The organism is Sporofaciens sp. SGI.106 (assembly GCF_050314255.1).
Taxonomy (GTDB): domain Bacteria; phylum Bacillota; class Clostridia; order Lachnospirales; family Lachnospiraceae; genus Claveliimonas.
This window is the reverse complement of sequence record NZ_JBNPMZ010000009.1, coordinates 34,912-56,343: the sequence shown is the minus strand read 5'-3', so window position 1 is coordinate 56,343 and position 21,432 is coordinate 34,912. Positions and strand designations below refer to the sequence as shown.

The window sequence follows — 21,432 nt, the reverse complement described above, 5'->3', positions numbered from 1 at the left end:
GAAGTTTTTTCTATATTTTTTCTTTTATCATACCACTGCGGTAAGCCTCAAGTAAAAGTTCCAGATCCTGGATACGCTCTTTTATTTCTTTTCCCGTATCTGTATCTTCCACCCGTTTTCGTGCCAGAACCCGTTTTATGACAATACTGTCAGAGTGAATATCACTCTCCTTCTCAATAGCTGCTTCTGTCGACTCAAACGGATCATGGGCCGCCAGAATCAGTCCATAGGAATTATAAATCAATGTATACCCGGCAATTCCCGTTTCTTTCTGATATGCCTTTGAAAAGCCTCCATCAATAACAAGTACTTTACCGCCGCATTTGATAGGGCTTTCACCATTTTTGCTCTTTACCGGGACATGTCCGTTGACAATATGTGCACACTCGGACTCCAGACCAAATTCTTCCATAATACTGTCCACTACTTTTTCATTTTCCAGCATAGAATAATACGGATTCTTTTTCTCTTTATGAGTCTCTTTCTCTGCCAGGAAATATCGCTCAAAAGTAGCCATCTTATCCTTTCCGAATAACGGAGAATTTTCATGAAGCCATATGTACCACATCATGTCTTTTCCGCGTTCCTTTTCTTTGGGATCCACAGCAAAGAACCCTTTTCTCACATAGCTTTCCAACGCCTCATAAAGCGCCTTGCCCTTATATGTTTTTCCATAAATACGTACAGACTTCATGCTGCCGTCTTCGTTAAGAGGCACACAGCCATGGTATAAAAGGTTATTATTGAATACCTTATACAGACCACCCTTATTCAGCAGAAATCTCATATGCTCCTGCAGCTTTCCACAGTTCAGGAATGCACGCTCCAGACGCTCCATAATATCCTCTTCCTCTTTCGTGAGCATATACGGATGCTTCGGATCAATTGTCGGAAAATTCTTATCTAACAGCTCATATATTTTTCCATCAATCTCAATCGTTCCTTTTTCATAATCAATGTGGTGAAGAAGATTCCTGCTCTCCATCTTAAATCCCGGATTTTTCCGAATAATCTGACCCTCCACCTTGAACTGGATAATAGAGATTGCTTTATGCATTTTAATTTCCATCTCTTTTTCCTGAGCGGTATAACTGCTGGTACCCTTCAGTCCAAAGCACTGGCACGGATCATCCGCATAGGTAGAAATGGCAAAGGTCGCCAGCGGAAGCAGATTGATCCCATATCCATCCTCCAGAATGTCAAGATTCCCATATCTTGCACAGATACGGATCACATTCGCAATACAGCCTCTCTGTCCGGCCGCAGCTCCCATCCACAGCACGTCATGATTTCCCCACTGAATATCCACACTGTGGTGTTTCATAAGCTTTTCCATAATAATATGAGGACCAGGACCTCTGTCATAAATATCCCCGACAATATGCAGATGATCCACGATCAGCCTCTGGATCAGCTCACTGAGCGCAACGATAAATTCCTCCGCACGGCGCACCCGGATAATCGTATTTACAATTTCATTATAATAGGATTCTTTATCCGTAAGCTCCGCTTTCTCCGTAATCAGCTCTTCAATGACATAAGCAAAATCTTTGGGCAGTGCCTTCCTGACTTTGGAACGGGTATATTTGCTTGCCGTCCTCTTACACACCTCGATCAAACGATACAGCGTAATCTTATACCAGTCCTCCATGTTGCTCTCTTCTTTTTTGACCCGGTCCATCTTCTCTCTCGGATAATAAATAAGAGTAGCAAGGGCCTGCTTATCCCTGCTACTCATAGTATTACCAAAAACATCGTCAATTTTTCGACGAACGGAACCTGAACCATTCTTAAGGACATGGGAAAACGCCTCATATTCCCCATGAATATCCGTCAGAAAATGTTCTGTGCCTTTCGGCAGGTTCAGTATCGCCTGAAGATTAATCACTTCTGTCGATGCCTGAGCGATGGTCGGATAAAGTTCTGAAAGCCTCTGTAAATATTTGAATTTCAGTTCTTCCATCTTCCTTCCACTCCTCTTCTTATAAGTTGATTACATCTGACATATCATACCAGCCAGCCGGTTTACCCGCAAGAAACTTGGATGCCTCCACAGCTCCTTTTCCAAAGATTGCTTTAGAATACGCAGTGTGCTTAAACTCGATCACTTCATCATTACCTGCGTAAATCACTTCATGCTCTCCAACGATGGTTCCTCCGCGTACAGCAGAAATGCCGATTTCCTTTGAATCTCTCTTTTTGCGCACCTGACTTCTGTCATAAGTATAGCTGTATGAATCATCCATTGCTTCGTTAATAGAATCTGCCAGTGCAATGGCTGTTCCGCTCGGCGCATCCAGCTTCTGATTATGGTGCTTCTCCACAATCTCAATATCGAATCCGGAAGGAGCCAGTACCTTCGTCGCATCCTTTAAAAGCTTCATCAGCAGATTCACACCCAGAGACATGTTGGCAGATTTCAGAATCGCCACCTTCTTCGAAGCATCCTCAACCTTCTGAAGCTGTTCTTCTGACAGACCGGTAGTACAGAGCACCACCGGAACCTGTTTCTCCACACAATAATCCAGAAGTCCGTCTACAGCAGCAGCATTGGAAAAATCAATCACTACATCCGCCTCGATATCACATTTTTCTACCGACTCAAATACCGGGTAGGGATTCTCTATTCCCATATACCAGTCTACTCCTGCCACGATCTCTACACTCTCATCTGAAGCGATGATCTGACTGATGACCTGGCCCATCCTGCCGTTACAACCGTGCATGATTACCTTTATCATAATGTCGTTTCCTCTCTTATCTCTGTTTCATCTATGTTAGTACGGGGTGGCTCATGCCAGTTTAATTCCAAAATCCTTCATAGCCTGTGCAAGAGATTTTTCATGCTCCGGTGACAGCTCTGTCAATGGCATACGAAGACCTCCGCATTCCATTCCCATCAGGTTCACAGCCTTCTTGACCGGGATCGGATTCACCTCACAGAAAAGCTGCTCAATAAGAGGTATTGCCTTCAACTGAAGATCACATGCCCCTTTCACATCTCCCGCAAAGAACTTTGCACAGATATCATGCGTCTCTCTCGGAGCCACATTGGACAGTACAGAGATTACTCCCTTTCCGCCCAGGGACAGAAGAGGTACGATCTGGTCATCATTTCCGGAATACAGATCAATGTTGCCGTCTGTCAGACTCATGATCCTTGCCACCTGACCGATATTGCCGGATGCCTCTTTCACTCCGACAATGTTATCTACCTCTTTTACCAGTGTTGCCACTGTCTCAGGAGCAATATTCATTCCCGTTCTGCTTGCCACACTGTACATAATAATCGGTGCCTTTGCCTCTGCTGCCACCGCTTTATAATGTGCGATCAGACCATTCTGAGTTGCCTTATTATAATACGGAGTTACCAGAAGCAGTCCGTCTGCTCCATACTCTACTGCCTCTTTTGACATATCAATCGTTGTATATGTAGCATTGGAACCTGTTCCCGCAATAACCGGAATCCTTTTCTTCGTCCGCTCAATTGCAAAACGGATACACTCCATATGCTCCTCTTCGGATAAGGTAGAAGATTCACCGGTAGTTCCACAGATAATAATACTGTCGGTACCATTCTCGCAGTGATAATCTATCAGCTCATCCAATTTGTCATAATTTACACTTCCATCTTCGTGGAATGGTGTGACCAATGCCACGCCTGCACCTGTAAAAATTGCCATCTTGATCCTCCATTTTCCATTTTCTTACTTTAAAAAAGTTTATCATTATTCATATGTAATGTCAATGAAACTCTTGGATGACCGGGGCAGTTTTTTCCCCAGGATGCATTTTTACAGAAATCCTAATCTTCTATACATTCCAGTTTGCTCACAGAAACTTCATATGCCACACGCTTCTGCGTCTCTGTCTCAGAAAGCTTTTTCACATATTCCCTGCTCTGGATTCTTCCCAGCACCTGCACATGCTCTCCCACCTCAAATGATGATGCGAATCTCGCATTACGCCCCCAGCAAATGCACGGAATATAATCCGATTTTCCATATGGCCGGTTTACCGCAAGCAGAAGATCTGCAATTTCTCTTCCCAGCGGAGTTTTCCTGTACACCGGCAGTTTGCAGATATATCCGTCCAGCAAAATAGAATTTGTCCGGGCTCCGTCCGGTTCTTCATCGATAAATGCTACCTCTCTCACAAACACAGATAATATCAGCCGGTTCTTCTGTTCATCGTGCCGGTTGTAGGAGCGGAACTGTCCGCTTGCCATAATAAATTCCCCCGTGTAATCCTGTGTCACATCCATGAGGCGCTCTGAGATCATAAGCGGTATCCGGTCCTCCGAATTACTGAGTCTCTTTACAAGGACATCTACCATGTAAAATCCTTCTCCGAACACCTCGTGGCTGAATGTAAATGCAGAAGCCACTTCTCCCATAATTGTTACCTGATTGTTTTCAATAATCTTATCTGACATAATTGTAAATCTCCCTTCCTCTGAGTCGTATTTTTTAGTTTATTCATTTTCCCCGCAGAGTACTCATAACCTGCCCGGGGTAATACTTAGTCTATGCACCCTGCAGACTGTTTAGAACCATATTTTATATTTTCAAACCATATTTCTTTAATTCTTGTAAATTTCTGAAAATGTGATACACTATATTAGTTATAACATTAAATAGGTAGAAAACAGATAAAGAAAAGGATGAATTAATATGAAGACCAAACGTGAAGATGTCCGCAATATTGCGATTATTGCCCATGTAGACCATGGAAAAACAACGCTGGTAGACGAACTATTAAAGCAGAGCGGTGTTTTCCGAGAAAATCAGGAAGTTGCAGAACGCGTCATGGATTCCAATGATATTGAACGTGAACGTGGTATTACAATCCTGTCCAAAAATACAGCTGTTTACTATAAAGGAACCAAAATTAATATCATAGACACTCCCGGTCATGCCGATTTCGGAGGTGAGGTGGAACGTGTCCTTAAGATGGTAAATGGTGTTATCCTGGTGGTAGATGCCTTCGAGGGCGCTATGCCGCAGACCAAATTCGTATTGAGAAAAGCCCTGGAGCTTCAGCTCCCGGTCATTGTCTGCATTAATAAAATCGATCGTCCGGAAGCACGTCCGGAGGAAGTGATCGACGAAGTTCTGGAACTCTTCATTGACCTGGATGCCTCTGATGAGCAGCTGGAGTGCCCGTTCGTTTACGCTTCTGCCAAGGCCGGATATGCCGTACTGGAGCTGGAAGACGGGCCGGAAAATATGATTCCCCTGTTCGAGACGATCCTGGACTATATTCCGGCACCGGAAGGTGATCCCGATACAGATACCCAGGTACTCATCAGCACCATTGACTATAACGAATACGTAGGCCGTATCGGAATCGGTAAGGTAGACAACGGAACCATTCGCGTCAATCAGGATATGATCGTAGTCAACGAACATGATCCGGAGCGGCGTGAAAAAGTACGCATCAGTAAACTATACGAATTTGATGGATTGGAAAAGGTTGATGTAAAAGAAGCCACCATCGGCTCCATTGTAGCAATTTCCGGTATCTCCGATATTTCCATCGGTGATACCATCTGCTCTCCGGAAAATCCGGTTGCCATCCCGTTCCAGAAAATATCCGAGCCTACCATTGCCATGCAGTTTATGGTAAATGACAGTCCATTTGCCGGTCAGGAAGGAAAATACGTAACCTCCCGCCATATCCGGGATCGTCTGTTCCGGGAATTAAATACGGATGTCAGTCTCCGTGTGGAAGAAACAGACAGTACCGACAGCTACAAGGTATCCGGACGAGGCGAGCTTCATCTCTCCGTCTTAATTGAAAATATGCGCCGTGAGGGATATGAATTTGCAGTAAGTAAGGCAGAGGTTCTGTACAAGCATGATGAAAGAGGCAAGCTGCTTGAACCTATGGAAATTGCCTACATCGATGTACCGGAGGAATTTACCGGTGTTGTTATTGAGAAACTGGGTCAGCGAAAAGGTGAGCTCCGCAACATGGGTACTGCCAGCGGCGGTTACACCCGTATGGAATTCTCCATTCCGGCACGTGGCCTGATTGGATACCGGGGCGATTTTCTGACTGACACCAAGGGTAATGGAATTCTCAACACGGCATTCGACGGATATGCACCATACAAGGGTGATATTCAGTACCGCAAACAGGGTTCTCTTATCGCTTTCGAGACCGGTGAATCCGTCACATACGGACTTTACAGCGCTCAGGAACGCGGAACCTTATTCATTGGACCCGGAGAAAAAGTATATTCCGGCATGGTCATTGGTCAGAATGGAAAGACAGATGATATTGAGGTAAATATCTGCAAGACAAAACACCTGACCAACACCCGTTCCTCCAGTGCAGACGAGGCTCTGCGCCTGACTCCTCCGAGAGTTTTGAGTCTGGAAGAAGCTTTGGATTTCATTGATACCGACGAGCTTCTGGAAGTAACTCCGAAAAATCTGAGAATCCGCAAGAAGATTCTGGATCCAAAGCTTAGAAAACGAAGCAACTACAAACAGGGTTAATTATTTTGAGAGGTTATTATGAGTTTTTTATGGATGCTTGAGGGGATTCGTACCCCTTTTCTGGATCATCTGATGCAATTTGTCACTTATTTAGGACAGGAAATTCCGATTATTGCAGTCATCTGCCTGATATACTGGTGCATGGACAGACGGCTGGCTTACGTACTTGGATTCAGTTTTTTCAGTTCCGGTATCCTGGTTCAGTCTCTGAAAATAACATTCAGGATTCCACGTCCATGGATACTGGATCCGAACTTCCACGCAGTGGAAAGTGCCATCCCCGCTGCCACCGGCTATTCTTTTCCCAGTGGGCACACGCAGGGAGCAACATCACTCTTTTTCCCGCTGGCTCTGAAAGCACGCAGAATATGGCTGAAAACTCTTTGTGTTCTCGCATTTATGCTGATTGGGTTCTCCAGGATGTATCTGGGATGCCACACTCCAAAGGATGTACTGACAGCCATGATAGTCTCTATCGTCTGTTCCTTTTTGATCTGGCATTTTCAGGACTTCCTTATGGAGAACACGACTCACCAGAAAAAGATAGCCATTCTCATGGCTCTTCTTTCTCTGGCATGCGCTGCATATGCAATGATTCTGCTGAAAAGAGGAATCATCACTTCCAACTATGCTGCAGACTGCTGTAAAACAGCAGGCGCCGGTATCGGTTTTGCAGTAGGCTGGTATCTGGAACGTACGAGATTTCATTTTTCCACTGAAACATCTCACCTCTGGCAGCAATTTGTGAAAGTTATAGTCGGTCTAGTCGGCGCTATCCTGTTAAAAGAAGGAATTTCCTTTATTTTAGGCAGTTCTATCTTGGCAAAACTAATGGAATATTTTATACTGGTGTTATGGATACTGGTTATTTACCCGTTTCTGTTCAGCCGTGTTCTGAAGAAACCGGCATAATAATTTCATTGGGAGAAGGATAAAATATGAGAAAATACGTAACCCTGCTACTAACACACCTTGCAAGTATCCTGGAATTTTTCATTTCCATAATGTTGTCCATCGGGATTATCCTGCTTAGTATTCGTCTTGCAGGCTCCCTTTCCAACATTCCCAACCTGGATGTATATCCCAATTATGAGGATCTCCTGGATACCTGCTTTAACCTGATCATCGGCGTAGAGCTGATCCGGATGATGTATTACCACACTCCGGATACTGTTTTCGAGGTACTGTTATTTGCAATTGCAAGACAGATTATCATCGATCACTCTTCCCCCCTTTCCAGCCTGATCGGGGTTTCCGCTATTGCCCTTTTATTTGCCACCAGAAAATTCCTGTTCTGTGAATTTGACCTTTCAGACAAGAATATTTTCCGTGCGTCCACGAAGGTGTATTACGTCAATAAAATCCTGAAACTCTCACTTCCTGATACTGATGAAGAGACTCTTGTAAGTCTGCTGACACAGAAGCTTGAAGAAGAACATACGGATATCGGTGTCGGAGCATGTATTTACTTTAATGATTGTGGTTTGAGAGTTGCGAAAATGCATGAGGGAAAAATTTCCCGAATTGAAGTAATTCGCGCTATACATTAACAGATAAACATGTTATACTGAATATATCAGATAGAACGCAGATAATTTTATAAATTGTCAGATTTTAGTCTTTCTGAAATTACCTCGTAAAGGAGTTGGCAGTATGAAATTTATTATTAGCGGAAAGAACATTGATGTAACACCCGGTCTTAAAAACACAATCCAGAACAAACTTGGAAAACTGGAGAGGTACTTTACTCCGGACACAGAAGTCATCGTTACATTAAGCGTAGAGAAAGAACGTCAGAAAATCGAGGTGACCATTCCCGTCAAGGGCAATCTGATCCGTTCTGAACAGGTCAGCAGTGATATGTATGTATCTATCGATCTTGTAGAAGAGGTTATTGAACGTCAGCTGCGCAAATATAAAAATAAATTAGTTGCCAAGCATCAGGAAAGCGGTGTTTTCCAGCCGGAATTCTTTGAAAAAGAAGAGGCTCCGGAGGAAAACGAAATAAAAATTGTCCGTACAAAGAAATTTGGTATTAAACCTATGTTCCCTGAAGATGCGTGTGTACAGATGGAACTTACAGGACATGATTTCTTTGTATTCTGCAACGCAGAGACAGATGAAGTAAATGTCGTTTACCGCCGTAAAAACGGAACCTTTGGTCTGATCGAACCTGAATTTCAATAAGAGAGCATATTATCCCCCGGAAAACCGGGGGATTTTTTATAAAACCAGTATTTCTTTATTGATTTCCGCATAATAGCAGCTTTCCGCCTCTCCAAACTGCACTTTCCCATTCGTTCCTTCTATCAGCGCGTCTGTCACCTGCTCCTTTTGCACAGCCGGAATAACCAGCTGCATCTCCACTTTATCTGTATAAACAGTATCCAGAATCGGTATCTTCCGTTCTCCCAGAATATACTGTATCTTTCCCAATCCTGTATAATCAGTGGTAATCCGCAGTTTAAATCCCGGGATTTTGGTTATAATCACAGAAGAAGCCAGCCCTGCTTTCGTCGCGGAAGAATATGCTCTCACCAGCCCTCCTGTCCCCAGAAGGGTTCCTCCGAAATATCGGGTTACTACTACTGCCACATTATGAATGTCCTCTCCCAGAAGTACATCCAGCATCGGACGTCCGGCTGTCCCTCCGGGTTCTCCATCATCACTGTAACGCTGAATTTCATGGCGGTCTCCAACCACATATGCATAACAGTTATGGGTTGCGTTCCAGTATTTTTTTTTCATTTTTTCAATAAACTCAAGGGCTTCTTCTTCCTGATCCACCGGCAGGACAGTTGCAATGAACCGGGACTTTTTCTCAACGATTTCTCCTTCTCCGCCCTTATATGCAATACGGTATTCTGACAACATATTTTCACCTTTCTTCATATTTCTACATACTACTATAACGAATTTCTTAAATTTTTCCTACTGAAATATGAAGTTTTTATTTTTTTCTTTATTTCAATTACTATATTTGATATAATTATCAAGTGTGAAGGAGGCACAAATTCATGAATTATGGTAAGAGAAAAGCTTCTAAAAAGCAGAAAACTATTACGTCAAAAGCAACCATGCAGGGAAGACGTGTAGGAGTGAGATTATTCAAGGGTTTTTTACTCTGTCTCATTGCCATCTGTGTAGCCGGTGCTGCCGGAGGATTTATTTTCCTGAAAAAAATCCTGGATAATTCCCCTGAAGTATCCCCGGCTGATGTCCGTCCAAGCGGATATACGACTTTTGTGTACGCAGACGATGGCACAACAGAGATTGAACGGTTTGTCACCTCAGGTTCCAACCGTATTTATAAATCCATCGATGAAATTCCTGCTGACCTCCAGCATGCTTTTGTTGCAATTGAGGACGAGCGTTTCTATGAGCATAAGGGTATCGACCCTCAGGGTATTGCCAGAGCCGCTGTTGTGGGACTTGCCCACGGCGGACATTTTACAGAAGGTGCCAGCACAATCACCCAGCAGCTCATAAAGAATAATGTTTTCCCGAATTTCGTATCCGAAGATACTTTTTACGAGAAAGTGGAACGAAAGATTCAGGAACAATTTCTGGCACTGGACATTGAAAAACAGATGTCAAAAGATGAAATTCTGGAAAGTTATATGAACACAATCAACCTTGGTCAGAACTGTCTGGGTGTACAATCCGCCGCAAAGCGTTATTTTAACAAAGACGTTTCTGAACTCACCCTTTCTGAAGCTGCTGTTATCGCAGGAATTACTCAGAATCCGTCCAGATATAATCCTGTTATAAACCCGGAAGAGAACAGTACACGCCGCACGGAGGTACTGAACAAGATGCTGAAGCAGGGATATATTGACCAGGCGGCTTACGATGAAGCCATGGCTGACGATGTATATTCCAGAATTCAGAACGTAAACAACCAGTTCGGTGATGATTCTCCATATACTTATTTTGTAGATGCACTTTCCGAACAGGTTATTCAGGATCTGCAGAATCGCCTTGGATATACAGAAACCCAGGCATATAACGCATTGTACAGCGGTGGTCTCAGCATATACTCTACTCAGAATCTTGCAATGCAGCAGATCTGTGATGAAGAAATGAACAATGACGAGAACTACCCGTGGCTGAAAGAAGTTGGATTGTCTTATGCACTGACAGTTACACGTGCAGACGGTACTGTTGAAAACTACAGCTCCGGTCACGTCAAACAATACGCACAGAATACTTATGGTGATGAATATGGACTTCTCTTCTCTTCCGAAGATGAGGCACGAGCTATGGTTGAAGAATGGAAGTCTACGATTGCCCGCGAAGGTGATACCTACGATGAAGTAATGTACCTGACTCCACAGCCTCAGGCTTCTGTCACTCTCATGGATCAGAGCACTGGACAAATCAAAGCCATGGTCGGTGGACGCGGAACAAAAGAGACCAGCCAGAGCCTGAACCGTGCATATAAGGGCAATCCTGAACAGCCCGGTTCCTGTTTTAAGATTCTTTCCACCTATGCTCCCGCGCTGGACAGCTGTGGTCAGACACTTGCAACCGTGATTAAGGATGAACCGTGGCAGTATTCCAACGGTGCTCCTCTTAAAAATGCCAGCGGAAGTTATATGGGTTACATTACCATGCGTACTGCCATTGAGAATTCCCAGAATGTCTGTGCAATTAAAACCATCCAGGAAATTACTCCTCAGGTTGGATATAACTATGTAAAGAATTTTGGCTTTACAACAATTGAAGACTCTGACAATGTTGAGTCTATCGCACTTGGCGGTCTTACAAAGGGTGTATACAACTATCAGCTCTGTGCCGCATTTGCATCAATTGCCAATCATGGTGTATATAATAATCCAACGCTGTATTCAAAAATTCTGGATCACGATGGCAACGTACTGTTGGAAGCATCCCCGGAATCACGTACTGTTTTAAAAGATACAACAGCAGCACTTCTTACCAGTGCAATGGAATCTGTAGTCACTGATGGTACCGGACGTAGAGCTGCTCTCGATAATATGCCTGTAGCCGGCAAAACCGGAACTACAGATCACGACGTAGATCTCTGGTTCTGTGGATACACTCCATATTATACATGCGCTGTATGGGGTGGTTATGATGAAAACAAATCTCTGACAAATATCGACACACAATATCGTTTCAGAATCTGGAGAAGTATTATGAGCCGGATTCATGAAGGGCTGGAATACAGAGATTTCGTAATGCCTTCATCTATTGTAAAGAAGACAATCTGTACAGAAACCGGTCTTCTTGCACGTGCAGGAAGCTGTCCTTCCATTACGGAATACTTTGCTCCTGACACAGTGCCTGATGAAGTATGTTATGGACATGAACCAGAACCAGAAGAAGAAACAACAGAAAATACCGATTCGAATAATACAGGCGGTAATAATGGAAGCTCGACCGGTGGAAATACCGGCGGCGGTGAATCTGGCGGTGGTGGTGAATCCGGCGGCGGTGAATCCGGCGGTGGTGAATCCGGTGGCGGCGAATCCGGTGAAGATACACCAACCCAGTAAACTTAATATCTAATCGAAATGGAGAACAAAGAGTTCCGCTGACGGAACTCTCGTGCCTCCGGCGGTCGCTCTGCGACATCTTCTGCTTACGCCGGAGTGCGCATCCCCCGGAGGGTTTTTGCTCTATGGAAACGCAGTTTCCTATAGAGTAAAAAAGATTGCGCTAAGCGCAATCTTTTTTTATCCCTCTCTTTAAATAATCAATTTTGCAGCGCCGCAGATTCCTGCATCATTTTCCAGAGTCGCAAGAACAAACCGGGTCTCCTGATTGGCAAAAAATGCTTTTTCATGAAATGGTTTTTCAACAAAAGGAATCAGTACTTCACCGGCTTTTGATACACCTCCGCCAATTACAATAACAGATGGATCTGCAACCACAGCCAGATTTGCCAGTGCATGTCCCAAATATCTTCCGAACTCCTCTGCCACCTCAATTGCCACCTTATCGTTCTCTTTAACCGCATCGAATACTACCTTGGCATTGATAAATTTATGTTCACGAAGCACTGTTAGATCATCATTCTTTTTTAAGCGGATCCTTGCAAGCCGGGCAATACCGGTAGCGGAAGCATACTGCTCCAGACATCCCTTATTTCCACAACCACAGCAGTCTTCTTCATTATAGTTCACACAGATATGACCGATTTCGCCACCTGCACCATTTGCTCCGATAAGAATCTTTCCATCTACGATCACACCGCCTCCGACTCCGGTTCCAAGAGTAACCATAATCATGTTTTTTTCTCCATGCCCGGCACCAAGCCACATCTCACCAAGAGCAGCTACATTGGCATCATTTCCGGCAGCCACTTTCATACCTCCGAGGAGCTCTGAAAGCTCTTTGACAACTTCTTTATAGCCCCATCCCAGATTTGCAGTATTCTTAACGATTCCCTCTGCATTAACCGGTGCCGGGATTCCAACTCCAACACCCACAATATCTTCTCTTTCAAGGCCTCTCTCTTTCATTTTATCAAATATTGCCCGAGAAATATCCGGAAGAATAGCTTCCCCTCCATTTTCGGTACGGGTCTTGATCTCCCATTTGTGAATCAGTTCCCCCACCGTTGTGAACAACCCCATTTTTACGGTTGTTCCACCAATGTCAACTCCAAAACAATACTTCAGCATTTCTTTTTGCCCTCCTCTTTATTTTCTTGCAAGATTCTGTTGAACCCTCTTATATAATTCCTGTGCAGCATTATATCCCATCTGTTTCTGTCTGTGATTAATTGCTGCTGTCTCAACGATAATTGCCAGATTTCTTCCCGGTCGAATCGGAAGCTGATGGCATACTACTTTATTTCCAAGGAATTCGGTATATTCTTCATCCAGACCCAAACGATCATAATCCTTATCCCGGTTCCAGTCTTCCAAAGTAATAACCAGATCAATATTCTGCGTTTCTCTTACACTCAGCACTCCAAAAAGTGTCTTAACATCTACGATACCGATACCGCGAAGCTCAATAAAATGGCGGGTAATATCCGGAGCTGTTCCAACCAGAGTATCATCACTGACCTTATGAATCTCTACTACATCGTCGCTGACGAGCCGGTGACCTCTTTTAATCAGCTCCAGTGCAGATTCACTCTTTCCAATCCCGCTTTCTCCCATAATCAGGACACCAACACCATATACATCCACCAGCACTCCATGAATAGAAATACAAGGTGCCAGCTGTACATTCAGCCATCGAATAAGCTCTGCCGTAAAAGAAGATGTCTTTTTATCCGTTGAAAAAATCGGTATCTCCATCTCATTTGCTTTTTCCAAAAGCGCAGGCTCCGGCTGAAGGTTTCGACAGAAAATGATACAGGGAATCTTATATGACAGAAGTTCGGCATACACTTCTTTTTTTCTTTCCTCCGGCATCTTCTCTAAGAAGGTATATTCTACATATCCGATAATCTGTACACGCTCTGCATCAAAATGATCAAAAAAGCCTGTAAGCTGCAAAGCTGGACGATTGATATCCGGTACCTCAACACATCTGCCGGATAAATCTATATCCGGGGTCAGATTCCTTAAATTCATCTTTTCGACGATTTTTTTCATCTCTACTTTAGACATGACAATCTCCTTTCGTTTCTTTCCTCGCTCCGAACGCTCACTTCGAGAAATCTCCTCGTCTGCAAGCAGACGGTGGATTTCTCTATGTCGGTGTGTTCGTCGCTATGCGTTCAGTATATCACATTAGTGAAAGAATTTGTAGATTTCGCGGGCAGATTTTTCATTCATGGAAGGCAGCTCTTTTAACTCTTCGACTGTTGCATTTTTGATGGCATCCAACGTCTGAAAATGACGCATCAAGTCTTTTCTCCTTGCCGGTCCGACACCCGGAATATCCTCCAAAATAGAATGTACCTGTCCCTGGCTCCTTAGCTTCCGATGGAATTCTATAGCAAACCGGTGCGCTTCGTCCTGTATTCTGGTGATCAGTCTGAATGCTTCCGAATTCCGGTCTATGGGTATCTCTACATTATTGTAATAAAGACCCCTGGTTCGATGATTATCATCCTTCACCATGCCGCAGACCGGAATATTAAGCCTCAGTTCATCCAGTACACGAAGTGCCACATTTACCTGCCCACGTCCTCCGTCCATCAGGATGATATCCGGGAAAGCTGTAAATCCTCCCAGCTCTTTTCCCTCCTCTTTCTCACGCATACCGTGTTCAAACCGCCTGCGCAGAACCTCTTCCATGCTTGCGTAATCATCGGCTCCCTGAACGCCCCGTATCTTGAACTTACGGTAATCATTACGCTTTGGTTTTCCTTTTTCATATACAATCATGGAACCTACCGATGCAAAGCCATTCGTATTAGAAATATCATAAGCCTCCATGCGGTTAAGATTCTTTAACCCCAGAAGCTTCTCCAGCTCCTTTACCGCTCCAATCGTCCTTCCTTCTTCCCGTTTGAGACGTTCCTTATCCGTGCTGAGCACCAGAGCAGCATTCTTTGCCGCCAGCTCAACCATCTTTTCTTTGCTGCCTTTTCTGGGAACCAGGAGATGTACACGATGTCCTCTTTTCTGAGTCAGCCATTCTTCCAGTAATTCCCTGTCCTCCACATCCTCCTGAAGCATGAGCCTGGGCGGGATAAAAGGTGTCCCTCCATAAAACTGCTTGATAAAACTGGAAAGTATCTCCCCTTTCGTCTCTTCTCCTGCGATTTTCAGATAAAAATGATCTCTTCCTATCAGTCGGCCGCCTCTTACGAAAAACACCTGGACCACCGCATCCTCGTTATCCACAGCAAGCGCAAGTATATCCCTGTCCTCTCCGGCAGTATCGGTAATCTTCTGTTTCTGGGCAATCTTTTGAACACTACTAAGAAGCTCCCGATATTCAATGGCTTTCTCAAATTCCATTGCCTCCGAAGCTTCCATCATCTTTTCTTTCAGATTTTTCAAAATTATATCATAGTCTCCATTCAAAAAATGTAATACTTCATCAATAGATTCCCGATATTCTTTCTGAGAAATGTATCCCTGACAGGGTGCTTTGCACTGATGAATGTGATAATTCAAACAGGGTCTCTCCTTCCCGATGTCCCGGGGAAGCTTTCTGTTACAGCTCCGGATATGATAAAGTTTACGAATAAGCTCTATCGTGTCTTTTACCGCTCCAGCACTGGTATATGGGCCGAAATAGCGTGCCTTGTCCTTTACCATCCGACGTGCCAGCATAATCCGTGGAAATGGCTCATCAACGGTTACTTTAATAAATGGATAGCTTTTATCATCCATAAGCATGGTATTATATTTCGGCCTGTGTTCTTTAATAAGATTACATTCCAGAACGAGTGCCTCCAGTTCAGAATCGGTCACAATATACTCAAACCTGGCAATATGGGTCACCATCTGTTCAATCTTAACTCCCTTGTTTCGGCTGGTCTGAAAATACTGCCTCACACGGTTCTTCAGACTGATAGCCTTACCAACGTATATAATGTCATCCTTTTCATCATGCATCAGATAGACCCCCGGCTTACCCGGGAGTTTCTTTAATTCTTCCTGAATATCAAACATGCATCGAAAACCCTTTCCTGTTATTTATGCCTCTGTTCCCCTGAAAATGACAAGGGACTCATAAAAGCGGCCGTGCATCATGCACAGCCGCTTTTTTATTCCGTCTCAGCTTCCACTGCGGAAAACTCCTTCATGGCAATTCTCTCCTCAGGCTCTTTCTTTGCCTCCGGATCAATTCCTTCTGCCTCATAGAATATTTTCATAAATTCCTTACCGGTAATCGTTTCCTTCTCAATAAGAAAGGCTGCGATCTTATCAAGAGATGCCCGATGCTGACTGAGAAGCCGTTTTGCCTCCTCGTAGGCATCTTTTAACATCTTCATAACTTCCTTATCGATTTCAGCAGCGGTTGCCTCTCCACAGTTTGCAACCGGTCTTCCGTCCAGATAACGGTTCTGAACAGATTCCAGCCCGATAAGACCGAATTTCTCACTCATACCATACTGGGTAATCATGGCTCTCGCTATCTTAGTTGCCTTTTCAATATCATTGGAAGCACCTGTAGTAACCGTGTCAAAAACAATTTCCTCCGCCGCACGACCTGCCAGCATACCAACCAGCATTGCTTCCAGTTCTTTTTTCGTATTCAGGAATTTTTCTTCCTCCGGTGTCTGCATAACATAACCGAGAGCTCCCATGGTTCTTGGCACGATAGTGATCTTCTGTACAGGCTCCGCATCCTTCTGAAGAGCACTTACCAGAGCATGTCCAACCTCATGATAAGATACAATCCTGCGTTCTTCCTTACTCATGATTCTGTCTTTCTTTTCTTTACCGACCAGAACCACTTCCACTGCTTCAAACAAATCACTCTGTGATACTGCATTTCTTCCATGCTTTACCGCATTAATCGCAGCCTCATTGATCATATTTGCAAGATCAGATCCCACAGCGCCGGAAGTTGCCAGTGCAATTTCCTCCAGATCTACCGTTTCATCCATCTTAACATCTTTGGAATGTACCTTCAGGACATCCACACGTCCCTTCAGATCCGGGCGCTCCACAATGATTCTCCGGTCAAATCGTCCCGGCCGAAGCAATGCCGGATCCAGAATCTCCGGACGGTTGGTTGCTGCCAGAAGTAACAGTCCCTTATTTGTGTCAAATCCATCCATCTCAGCCAGAAGCTGATTCAGAGTCTGTTCACGCTCGTCATTTCCTCCAAGCTGATTGTCACGGCTCTTACCGATTGCATCAATCTCATCAATGAAAATAATACACGGTGCCATCTGCTGGGCCTGCTTGAACAGGTCACGCACACGTGAAGCACCAACACCAACATACATTTCCACAAATGCAGAACCGGACAGTGAGAAGAATGGCACTTTAGCCTCGCCTGCTACTGCCTTGGCCAGCAGCGTTTTACCGGTTCCCGGAGGTCCTACAAGCAGGGCTCCTTTGGGAAGCTTTGCTCCCACTCCTGTGTATTTTCCCGGATTATGAAGGAAATCCACAACTTCCTGAAGTGATTCCTTCGCTTCATCCTGTCCCGCAACATCCTTAAAGGTAACACCGGTCTCTTTTTCTACATACATCTTGGCATTACTCTTCCCGATGCCCATCATGCCGCCGCCCTTTGACATCCGGCGCACCATCCAGATTCCCATTCCAATAAAGAATGCGATCGGCAGGAACATGGAAATCAGATTCAGCACCACCATAGATGTGGTATCCGGAATCTCCTGTGTGAACTTCACTCCTGCCTTCTCCAGACGTTCTGTAAGGCCGTCATCATTAACTACACCCGTATAGTATTCCTGGGCACGCTTGCCGTCTTCCTTCTTTGCCTTAATCTGAATCCGGTCACTGGAAATGATAACCTCATCTACCTTCTTGTCATCAACCATCTGAAGGAATTTATCATAGGTAATCTCATTCGCATTTCCACTTCCCTGAAACTGATACATTGCCATCACAATCAGGGAGGTAATCAGAGTCACTATAAAAATAAAAGCAATTCCCTGCTTATTATTCCGATTCGGATCCGGCTTGTTATTCCGATTATTATTCTGATTATTCATTTTAATCTTATCCTCCTGTACTTACCTTTCTTATTATAAGTACAGCCCTCTTTAAAATCAATAAAAACATTATGAAAAGATTGTAAACTAAGTCTATCTTGTAGTATACTTGTGAAGGAAATGTTTATACACATTTTTCTGAAATCAAATGCAGATATAATTATAGAACAAGGGGAAGATACCAATGAAAATAGGATTTGACAACGAAAAATACCTTTCAATGCAATCCGCACACATCCGGGAGCGTATCAATCAGTTTGACAACAAGCTCTATCTGGAATTTGGCGGAAAATTATTTGATGACTATCATGCCTCCAGAGTCCTTCCCGGTTTTCAGCCGGACAGTAAGCTCAGACTCCTGAAGCAGCTGGCTGATCAGGCTGAGATCGTCATAGTCATCAGTGCCGGTGATATTGAAAAAAACAAAGTACGCGGGGATTTGGGAATCACTTACGATTCTGATGTACTTCGACTGAGAGAAGAATTTATCAGAAGTGGATTATATGTAGGCAGCGTCGTAATCACCCAGTATTCCGGACAGCCAAGCGCCGATTTGTTTAAAACACGGCTGGAACGTCTGGGAATTAAGGTATACCTCCATTACATCATCCCGGGATATCCAAGTAATGTTCCCCTTATCGTCAGTGACGAAGGCTATGGAAAGAATGACTATATTGAGACAACCAGACCTCTGGTGGTTATCACGGCACCGGGCCCCGGAAGCGGAAAAATGGCCACATGCCTGTCCCAGCTCTACCATGAGCACAAAAGAGGCATACGGGCAGGATATGCAAAATTTGAGACCTTCCCGATCTGGAACATTCCTTTAAAGCACCCGGTAAACCTTGCCTATGAGGCGGCAACTGCAGACCTGAATGATGTAAATATGATCGATCCTTTTCATCTGGAAGCATACGGTGAGACAACAGTCAATTACAACCGTGATGTAGAAATTTTCCCGGTACTCAGCGCCACTTTCAAACGGATCTATGGAGAAAATCCATATAAATCTCCTACTGATATGGGAGTGAATATGGCTGGAAACTGCATCTGTGATGATGAAATCTGCCGGGAAGCTTCCCGCCAGGAAATCATTCGCAGATATTACGATGCAATGGGGCGTCTTCTGGCCGGATCCTGCACAGAAGAAGAGGTATTCAAGATCGAGATGCTTATGAACCAGGCAGGCATTACCGTTCATGACCGCTCGGTTGTAGATGCAGCCCTGGAACGCGCTGAAGAAAGTAATGCGCCGGCTGCCGCACTGGAGCTTCAGGACGGACGCATTATCACGGGAGGAACTTCCGACCTGCTGGGAGCCAGTGCCGCTCTTCTTTTGAACGCATTGAAAGAACTGGCCGGAATCGAACATGCCCGCCATGTCATCTCACCTGAGGCGATTGAGCCGATTCAGAAATTAAAGGTCAATTATCTGGGAAGCAAAAATCCCCGTCTTCACACAGATGAGGTATTGATCGCACTCTCAGTCAGTGCTGCCACTGACGAAACTGCCCAGCTTGCTCTGGACCAGCTTCCCAAACTAAAAGGCTGTCAGGCACACACTTCTGTCATGGTGAGCTCTGTAGATATAAAGCAATTTAAAAAGCTGTCTATTCAGGCAACTTTTGAACCAAAATATGAAAAAAAGGCTGTATTTTTTTCTGAAACCGGTGTATAATAACTTTTTTAAAAACAGACATCTGACAACCAGCTAAGACAGGGAGGAAAAGAACATGGCAGTAAAATACGTATTCGTAACAGGCGGTGTAGTATCAGGACTTGGTAAGGGCATCACTGCAGCATCTCTGGGACGCCTTCTGAAGGCACGGGGATATACGGTAACAATGCAGAAATTTGACCCTTACATCAACATTGACCCAGGCACTATGAATCCGGTTCAGCATGGTGAGGTTTTCGTCACGGATGATGGAGCGGAGACAGATCTTGACCTGGGACACTATGAACGATTCATTGACGAAAGCTTAACCAAGAATTCTAACGTTACAACCGGTAAGATTTACTGGTCTGTACTGCACAAAGAGCGTCGGGGTGATTTCGGCGGCGGAACCGTTCAGGTGATTCCTCACATTACCAACGAGATCAAGGATCGCTTTTATCGCAACCCCGCTTCCAAGAATACGGAAATTGCCATTATAGAAGTTGGTGGTACCGTAGGTGACATCGAAAGCCAGCCTTTCCTTGAGGCAATCAGACAGTTCCAGCATGACATCGGACATGAAAATGCCATTCTGATTCATGTAACACTGATTCCATATCTGAAGGCATCACAGGAAATGAAGACTAAACCAACACAGGCAAGCGTTAAGGATCTGCAGGGAATGGGAATCTGGCCGGATATCCTTGTATGCCGTTCCGAACATCCTTTAGATAATGGCATTAAGGATAAGATTGCACTCTTCTGTAATGTTCCTTCCAGTCATGTACTCCAGAATCTGGATGTGGAATATCTCTATGAGGCTCCTCTTGCCATGGAACGTGAGAATCTTGCAGGAGTAGTCTGTGAATGTCTGCATCTTGACTGTCCGGAACCGGACCTGAAGGATTGGACTGAAATGGTTGATTATCTGCGTCACCCGAACACAGAAGTTACAGTTGCACTGGTTGGAAAATATATTCAGCTTCACGATGCATATATCAGCGTCGTGGAAGCACTAAAACACGGCGGCATCTTCAGCCGTGCTACCGTAAATATTAAATGGATCGATTCCGAGACCGTAACTCCGGAAAATGTCGATGAATTGTTAGGAGATGTAAGTGGCATACTGGTTCCCGGAGGATTCGGAGACCGTGGTATCGACGGAAAGATTGAAGCCATTCATTATGCCCGCACCCACAAGGTGCCGTTCCTGGGACTGTGTCTTGGTATGCAGCTCTCTATTGTGGAGTTTGCCCGCAATGTAATCGGATATCATGACGCCCACAGTGTAGAGCTTGATCCCAACACTACTCATCCGGTTATTCACATCATGCCGGAACAGATTGGAATCGAAAATATCGGTGGTACTCTTCGTCTGGGCTCTTATCCATGTGTTCTGGATAAGACATCCAAAGCATATGCACTCTATGGAAAAGAAGAAATCCATGAGCGTCATCGCCATCGCTACGAGGTAAATAATGATTACCGCGATGCGCTTACTTCCCACGGTATGAAGCTGTCCGGACTTTCACCGGACGGACGCATTGTAGAAATGATTGAGATTCCTGATCATCCGTGGTTTATTGCAACTCAGGCCCATCCGGAGCTGAAGTCCAGACCGAACAGGCCGCATCCATTATTTAAAGGATTCGTTGAAGCTGCTTTGGAATTTCAGAATAAATAAAGAACGA

The 21,432-nt window shown here is 44.4% G+C and carries 16 protein-coding genes; 7 read left to right on the top strand and 9 right to left on the bottom strand.

Annotation, left to right across the window (positions count from 1 at the left end):
* Positions 1–10: 10 nt before the first annotated feature.
* The 4 genes from ACQRCC_RS08510 to ACQRCC_RS08495 all read right to left on the bottom strand — a co-directional run bounded on the left by ACQRCC_RS08510 (position 11) and on the right by ACQRCC_RS08495 (position 4,435).
* A complete protein-coding gene (locus tag ACQRCC_RS08510) occupies positions 11–1,963 on the bottom strand; it encodes a fructose-1,6-bisphosphatase (protein WP_427850383.1) in 1,953 nt (650 codons plus the stop codon).
* Between the two features lie 19 nt (positions 1,964–1,982).
* A complete protein-coding gene (dapB, locus tag ACQRCC_RS08505) occupies positions 1,983–2,741 on the bottom strand; it encodes a 4-hydroxy-tetrahydrodipicolinate reductase (protein WP_427850382.1) in 759 nt (252 codons plus the stop codon).
* Positions 2,742–2,792: 51 nt separating this feature from the next.
* Entirely contained in the window at positions 2,793–3,683 is an 891-nt protein-coding gene (gene dapA, locus ACQRCC_RS08500; protein WP_427850381.1) for a 4-hydroxy-tetrahydrodipicolinate synthase, read from the bottom strand.
* Positions 3,684–3,805: 122 nt separating this feature from the next.
* Positions 3,806–4,435, bottom strand: coding sequence for a single-stranded DNA-binding protein (locus ACQRCC_RS08495; RefSeq protein ID WP_427850380.1), 630 nt, complete (start codon positions 4,433–4,435; stop codon positions 3,806–3,808).
* A 238-nt stretch (positions 4,436–4,673) separates the two neighbouring features.
* Here ACQRCC_RS08495 and typA point away from each other — a divergent pair, with 238 nt between their 5' ends.
* From typA to hpf, 4 genes are all read left to right on the top strand, one after another.
* The gene (typA, locus tag ACQRCC_RS08490) at positions 4,674–6,506 is read left to right on the top strand and encodes a translational GTPase TypA (RefSeq protein ID WP_427850379.1); all 1,833 of its coding nucleotides are present in this window, start codon (positions 4,674–4,676) and stop codon (positions 6,504–6,506) included.
* 18 nt (positions 6,507–6,524) lie between these two features.
* On the top strand, positions 6,525–7,418 hold the full coding sequence (locus ACQRCC_RS08485) for a phosphatase PAP2 family protein (RefSeq protein WP_427850378.1): 894 nt from the start codon (positions 6,525–6,527) through the stop codon (positions 7,416–7,418).
* A 26-nt stretch (positions 7,419–7,444) separates the two neighbouring features.
* The gene (locus ACQRCC_RS08480) at positions 7,445–8,056 is read left to right on the top strand and encodes a phosphate-starvation-inducible PsiE family protein (protein ID WP_427850377.1); all 612 of its coding nucleotides are present in this window, start codon (positions 7,445–7,447) and stop codon (positions 8,054–8,056) included.
* Positions 8,057–8,159: 103 nt separating this feature from the next.
* On the top strand, positions 8,160–8,693 hold the full coding sequence (hpf, locus tag ACQRCC_RS08475; protein ID WP_427850376.1) for a ribosome hibernation-promoting factor, HPF/YfiA family: 534 nt from the start codon (positions 8,160–8,162) through the stop codon (positions 8,691–8,693).
* Positions 8,694–8,729: 36 nt separating this feature from the next.
* On the opposite strand, the gene ACQRCC_RS08470 is transcribed toward hpf, so the two are convergent.
* Positions 8,730–9,380, bottom strand: coding sequence for a YigZ family protein (locus ACQRCC_RS08470; RefSeq protein WP_427850436.1), 651 nt, complete (start codon positions 9,378–9,380; stop codon positions 8,730–8,732).
* Positions 9,381–9,523: 143 nt separating this feature from the next.
* On the opposite strand from ACQRCC_RS08470, the gene ACQRCC_RS08465 reads away from it, so the two are divergent.
* Positions 9,524–12,028 carry a transglycosylase domain-containing protein gene (locus ACQRCC_RS08465; protein ID WP_427850375.1) on the top strand — a complete coding sequence of 835 codons (2,505 nt, stop codon included), beginning with the start codon at positions 9,524–9,526 and terminating at the stop codon, positions 12,026–12,028.
* A 192-nt stretch (positions 12,029–12,220) separates the two neighbouring features.
* On the opposite strand, the gene ACQRCC_RS08460 is transcribed toward ACQRCC_RS08465, so the two are convergent.
* The 4 genes from ACQRCC_RS08460 to ftsH all read right to left on the bottom strand — a co-directional run bounded on the left by ACQRCC_RS08460 (position 12,221) and on the right by ftsH (position 18,084).
* Positions 12,221–13,156 carry an ROK family glucokinase gene (locus tag ACQRCC_RS08460; protein WP_427850435.1) on the bottom strand — a complete coding sequence of 312 codons (936 nt, stop codon included), beginning with the start codon at positions 13,154–13,156 and terminating at the stop codon, positions 12,221–12,223.
* Between the two features lie 21 nt (positions 13,157–13,177).
* A complete protein-coding gene (hprK, locus tag ACQRCC_RS08455; protein WP_427850374.1) occupies positions 13,178–14,101 on the bottom strand; it encodes an HPr(Ser) kinase/phosphatase in 924 nt (307 codons plus the stop codon).
* A 123-nt stretch (positions 14,102–14,224) separates the two neighbouring features.
* The gene (gene uvrC, locus ACQRCC_RS08450) at positions 14,225–16,063 is read right to left on the bottom strand and encodes an excinuclease ABC subunit UvrC (RefSeq protein ID WP_427850373.1); all 1,839 of its coding nucleotides are present in this window, start codon (positions 16,061–16,063) and stop codon (positions 14,225–14,227) included.
* A 95-nt stretch (positions 16,064–16,158) separates the two neighbouring features.
* A complete protein-coding gene (gene ftsH / locus ACQRCC_RS08445; protein WP_427850372.1) occupies positions 16,159–18,084 on the bottom strand; it encodes an ATP-dependent zinc metalloprotease FtsH in 1,926 nt (641 codons plus the stop codon).
* A 184-nt stretch (positions 18,085–18,268) separates the two neighbouring features.
* On the opposite strand from ftsH, the gene ACQRCC_RS08440 reads away from it, so the two are divergent.
* Together ACQRCC_RS08440 and ACQRCC_RS08435 are read left to right on the top strand one after the other, a co-directional pair.
* A complete protein-coding gene (locus ACQRCC_RS08440) occupies positions 18,269–19,762 on the top strand; it encodes a DUF1846 domain-containing protein (RefSeq protein WP_427850371.1) in 1,494 nt (497 codons plus the stop codon).
* A 55-nt stretch (positions 19,763–19,817) separates the two neighbouring features.
* A complete protein-coding gene (locus ACQRCC_RS08435; protein WP_427850370.1) occupies positions 19,818–21,425 on the top strand; it encodes a CTP synthase in 1,608 nt (535 codons plus the stop codon).
* Positions 21,426–21,432: the final 7 nt, after the last annotated feature.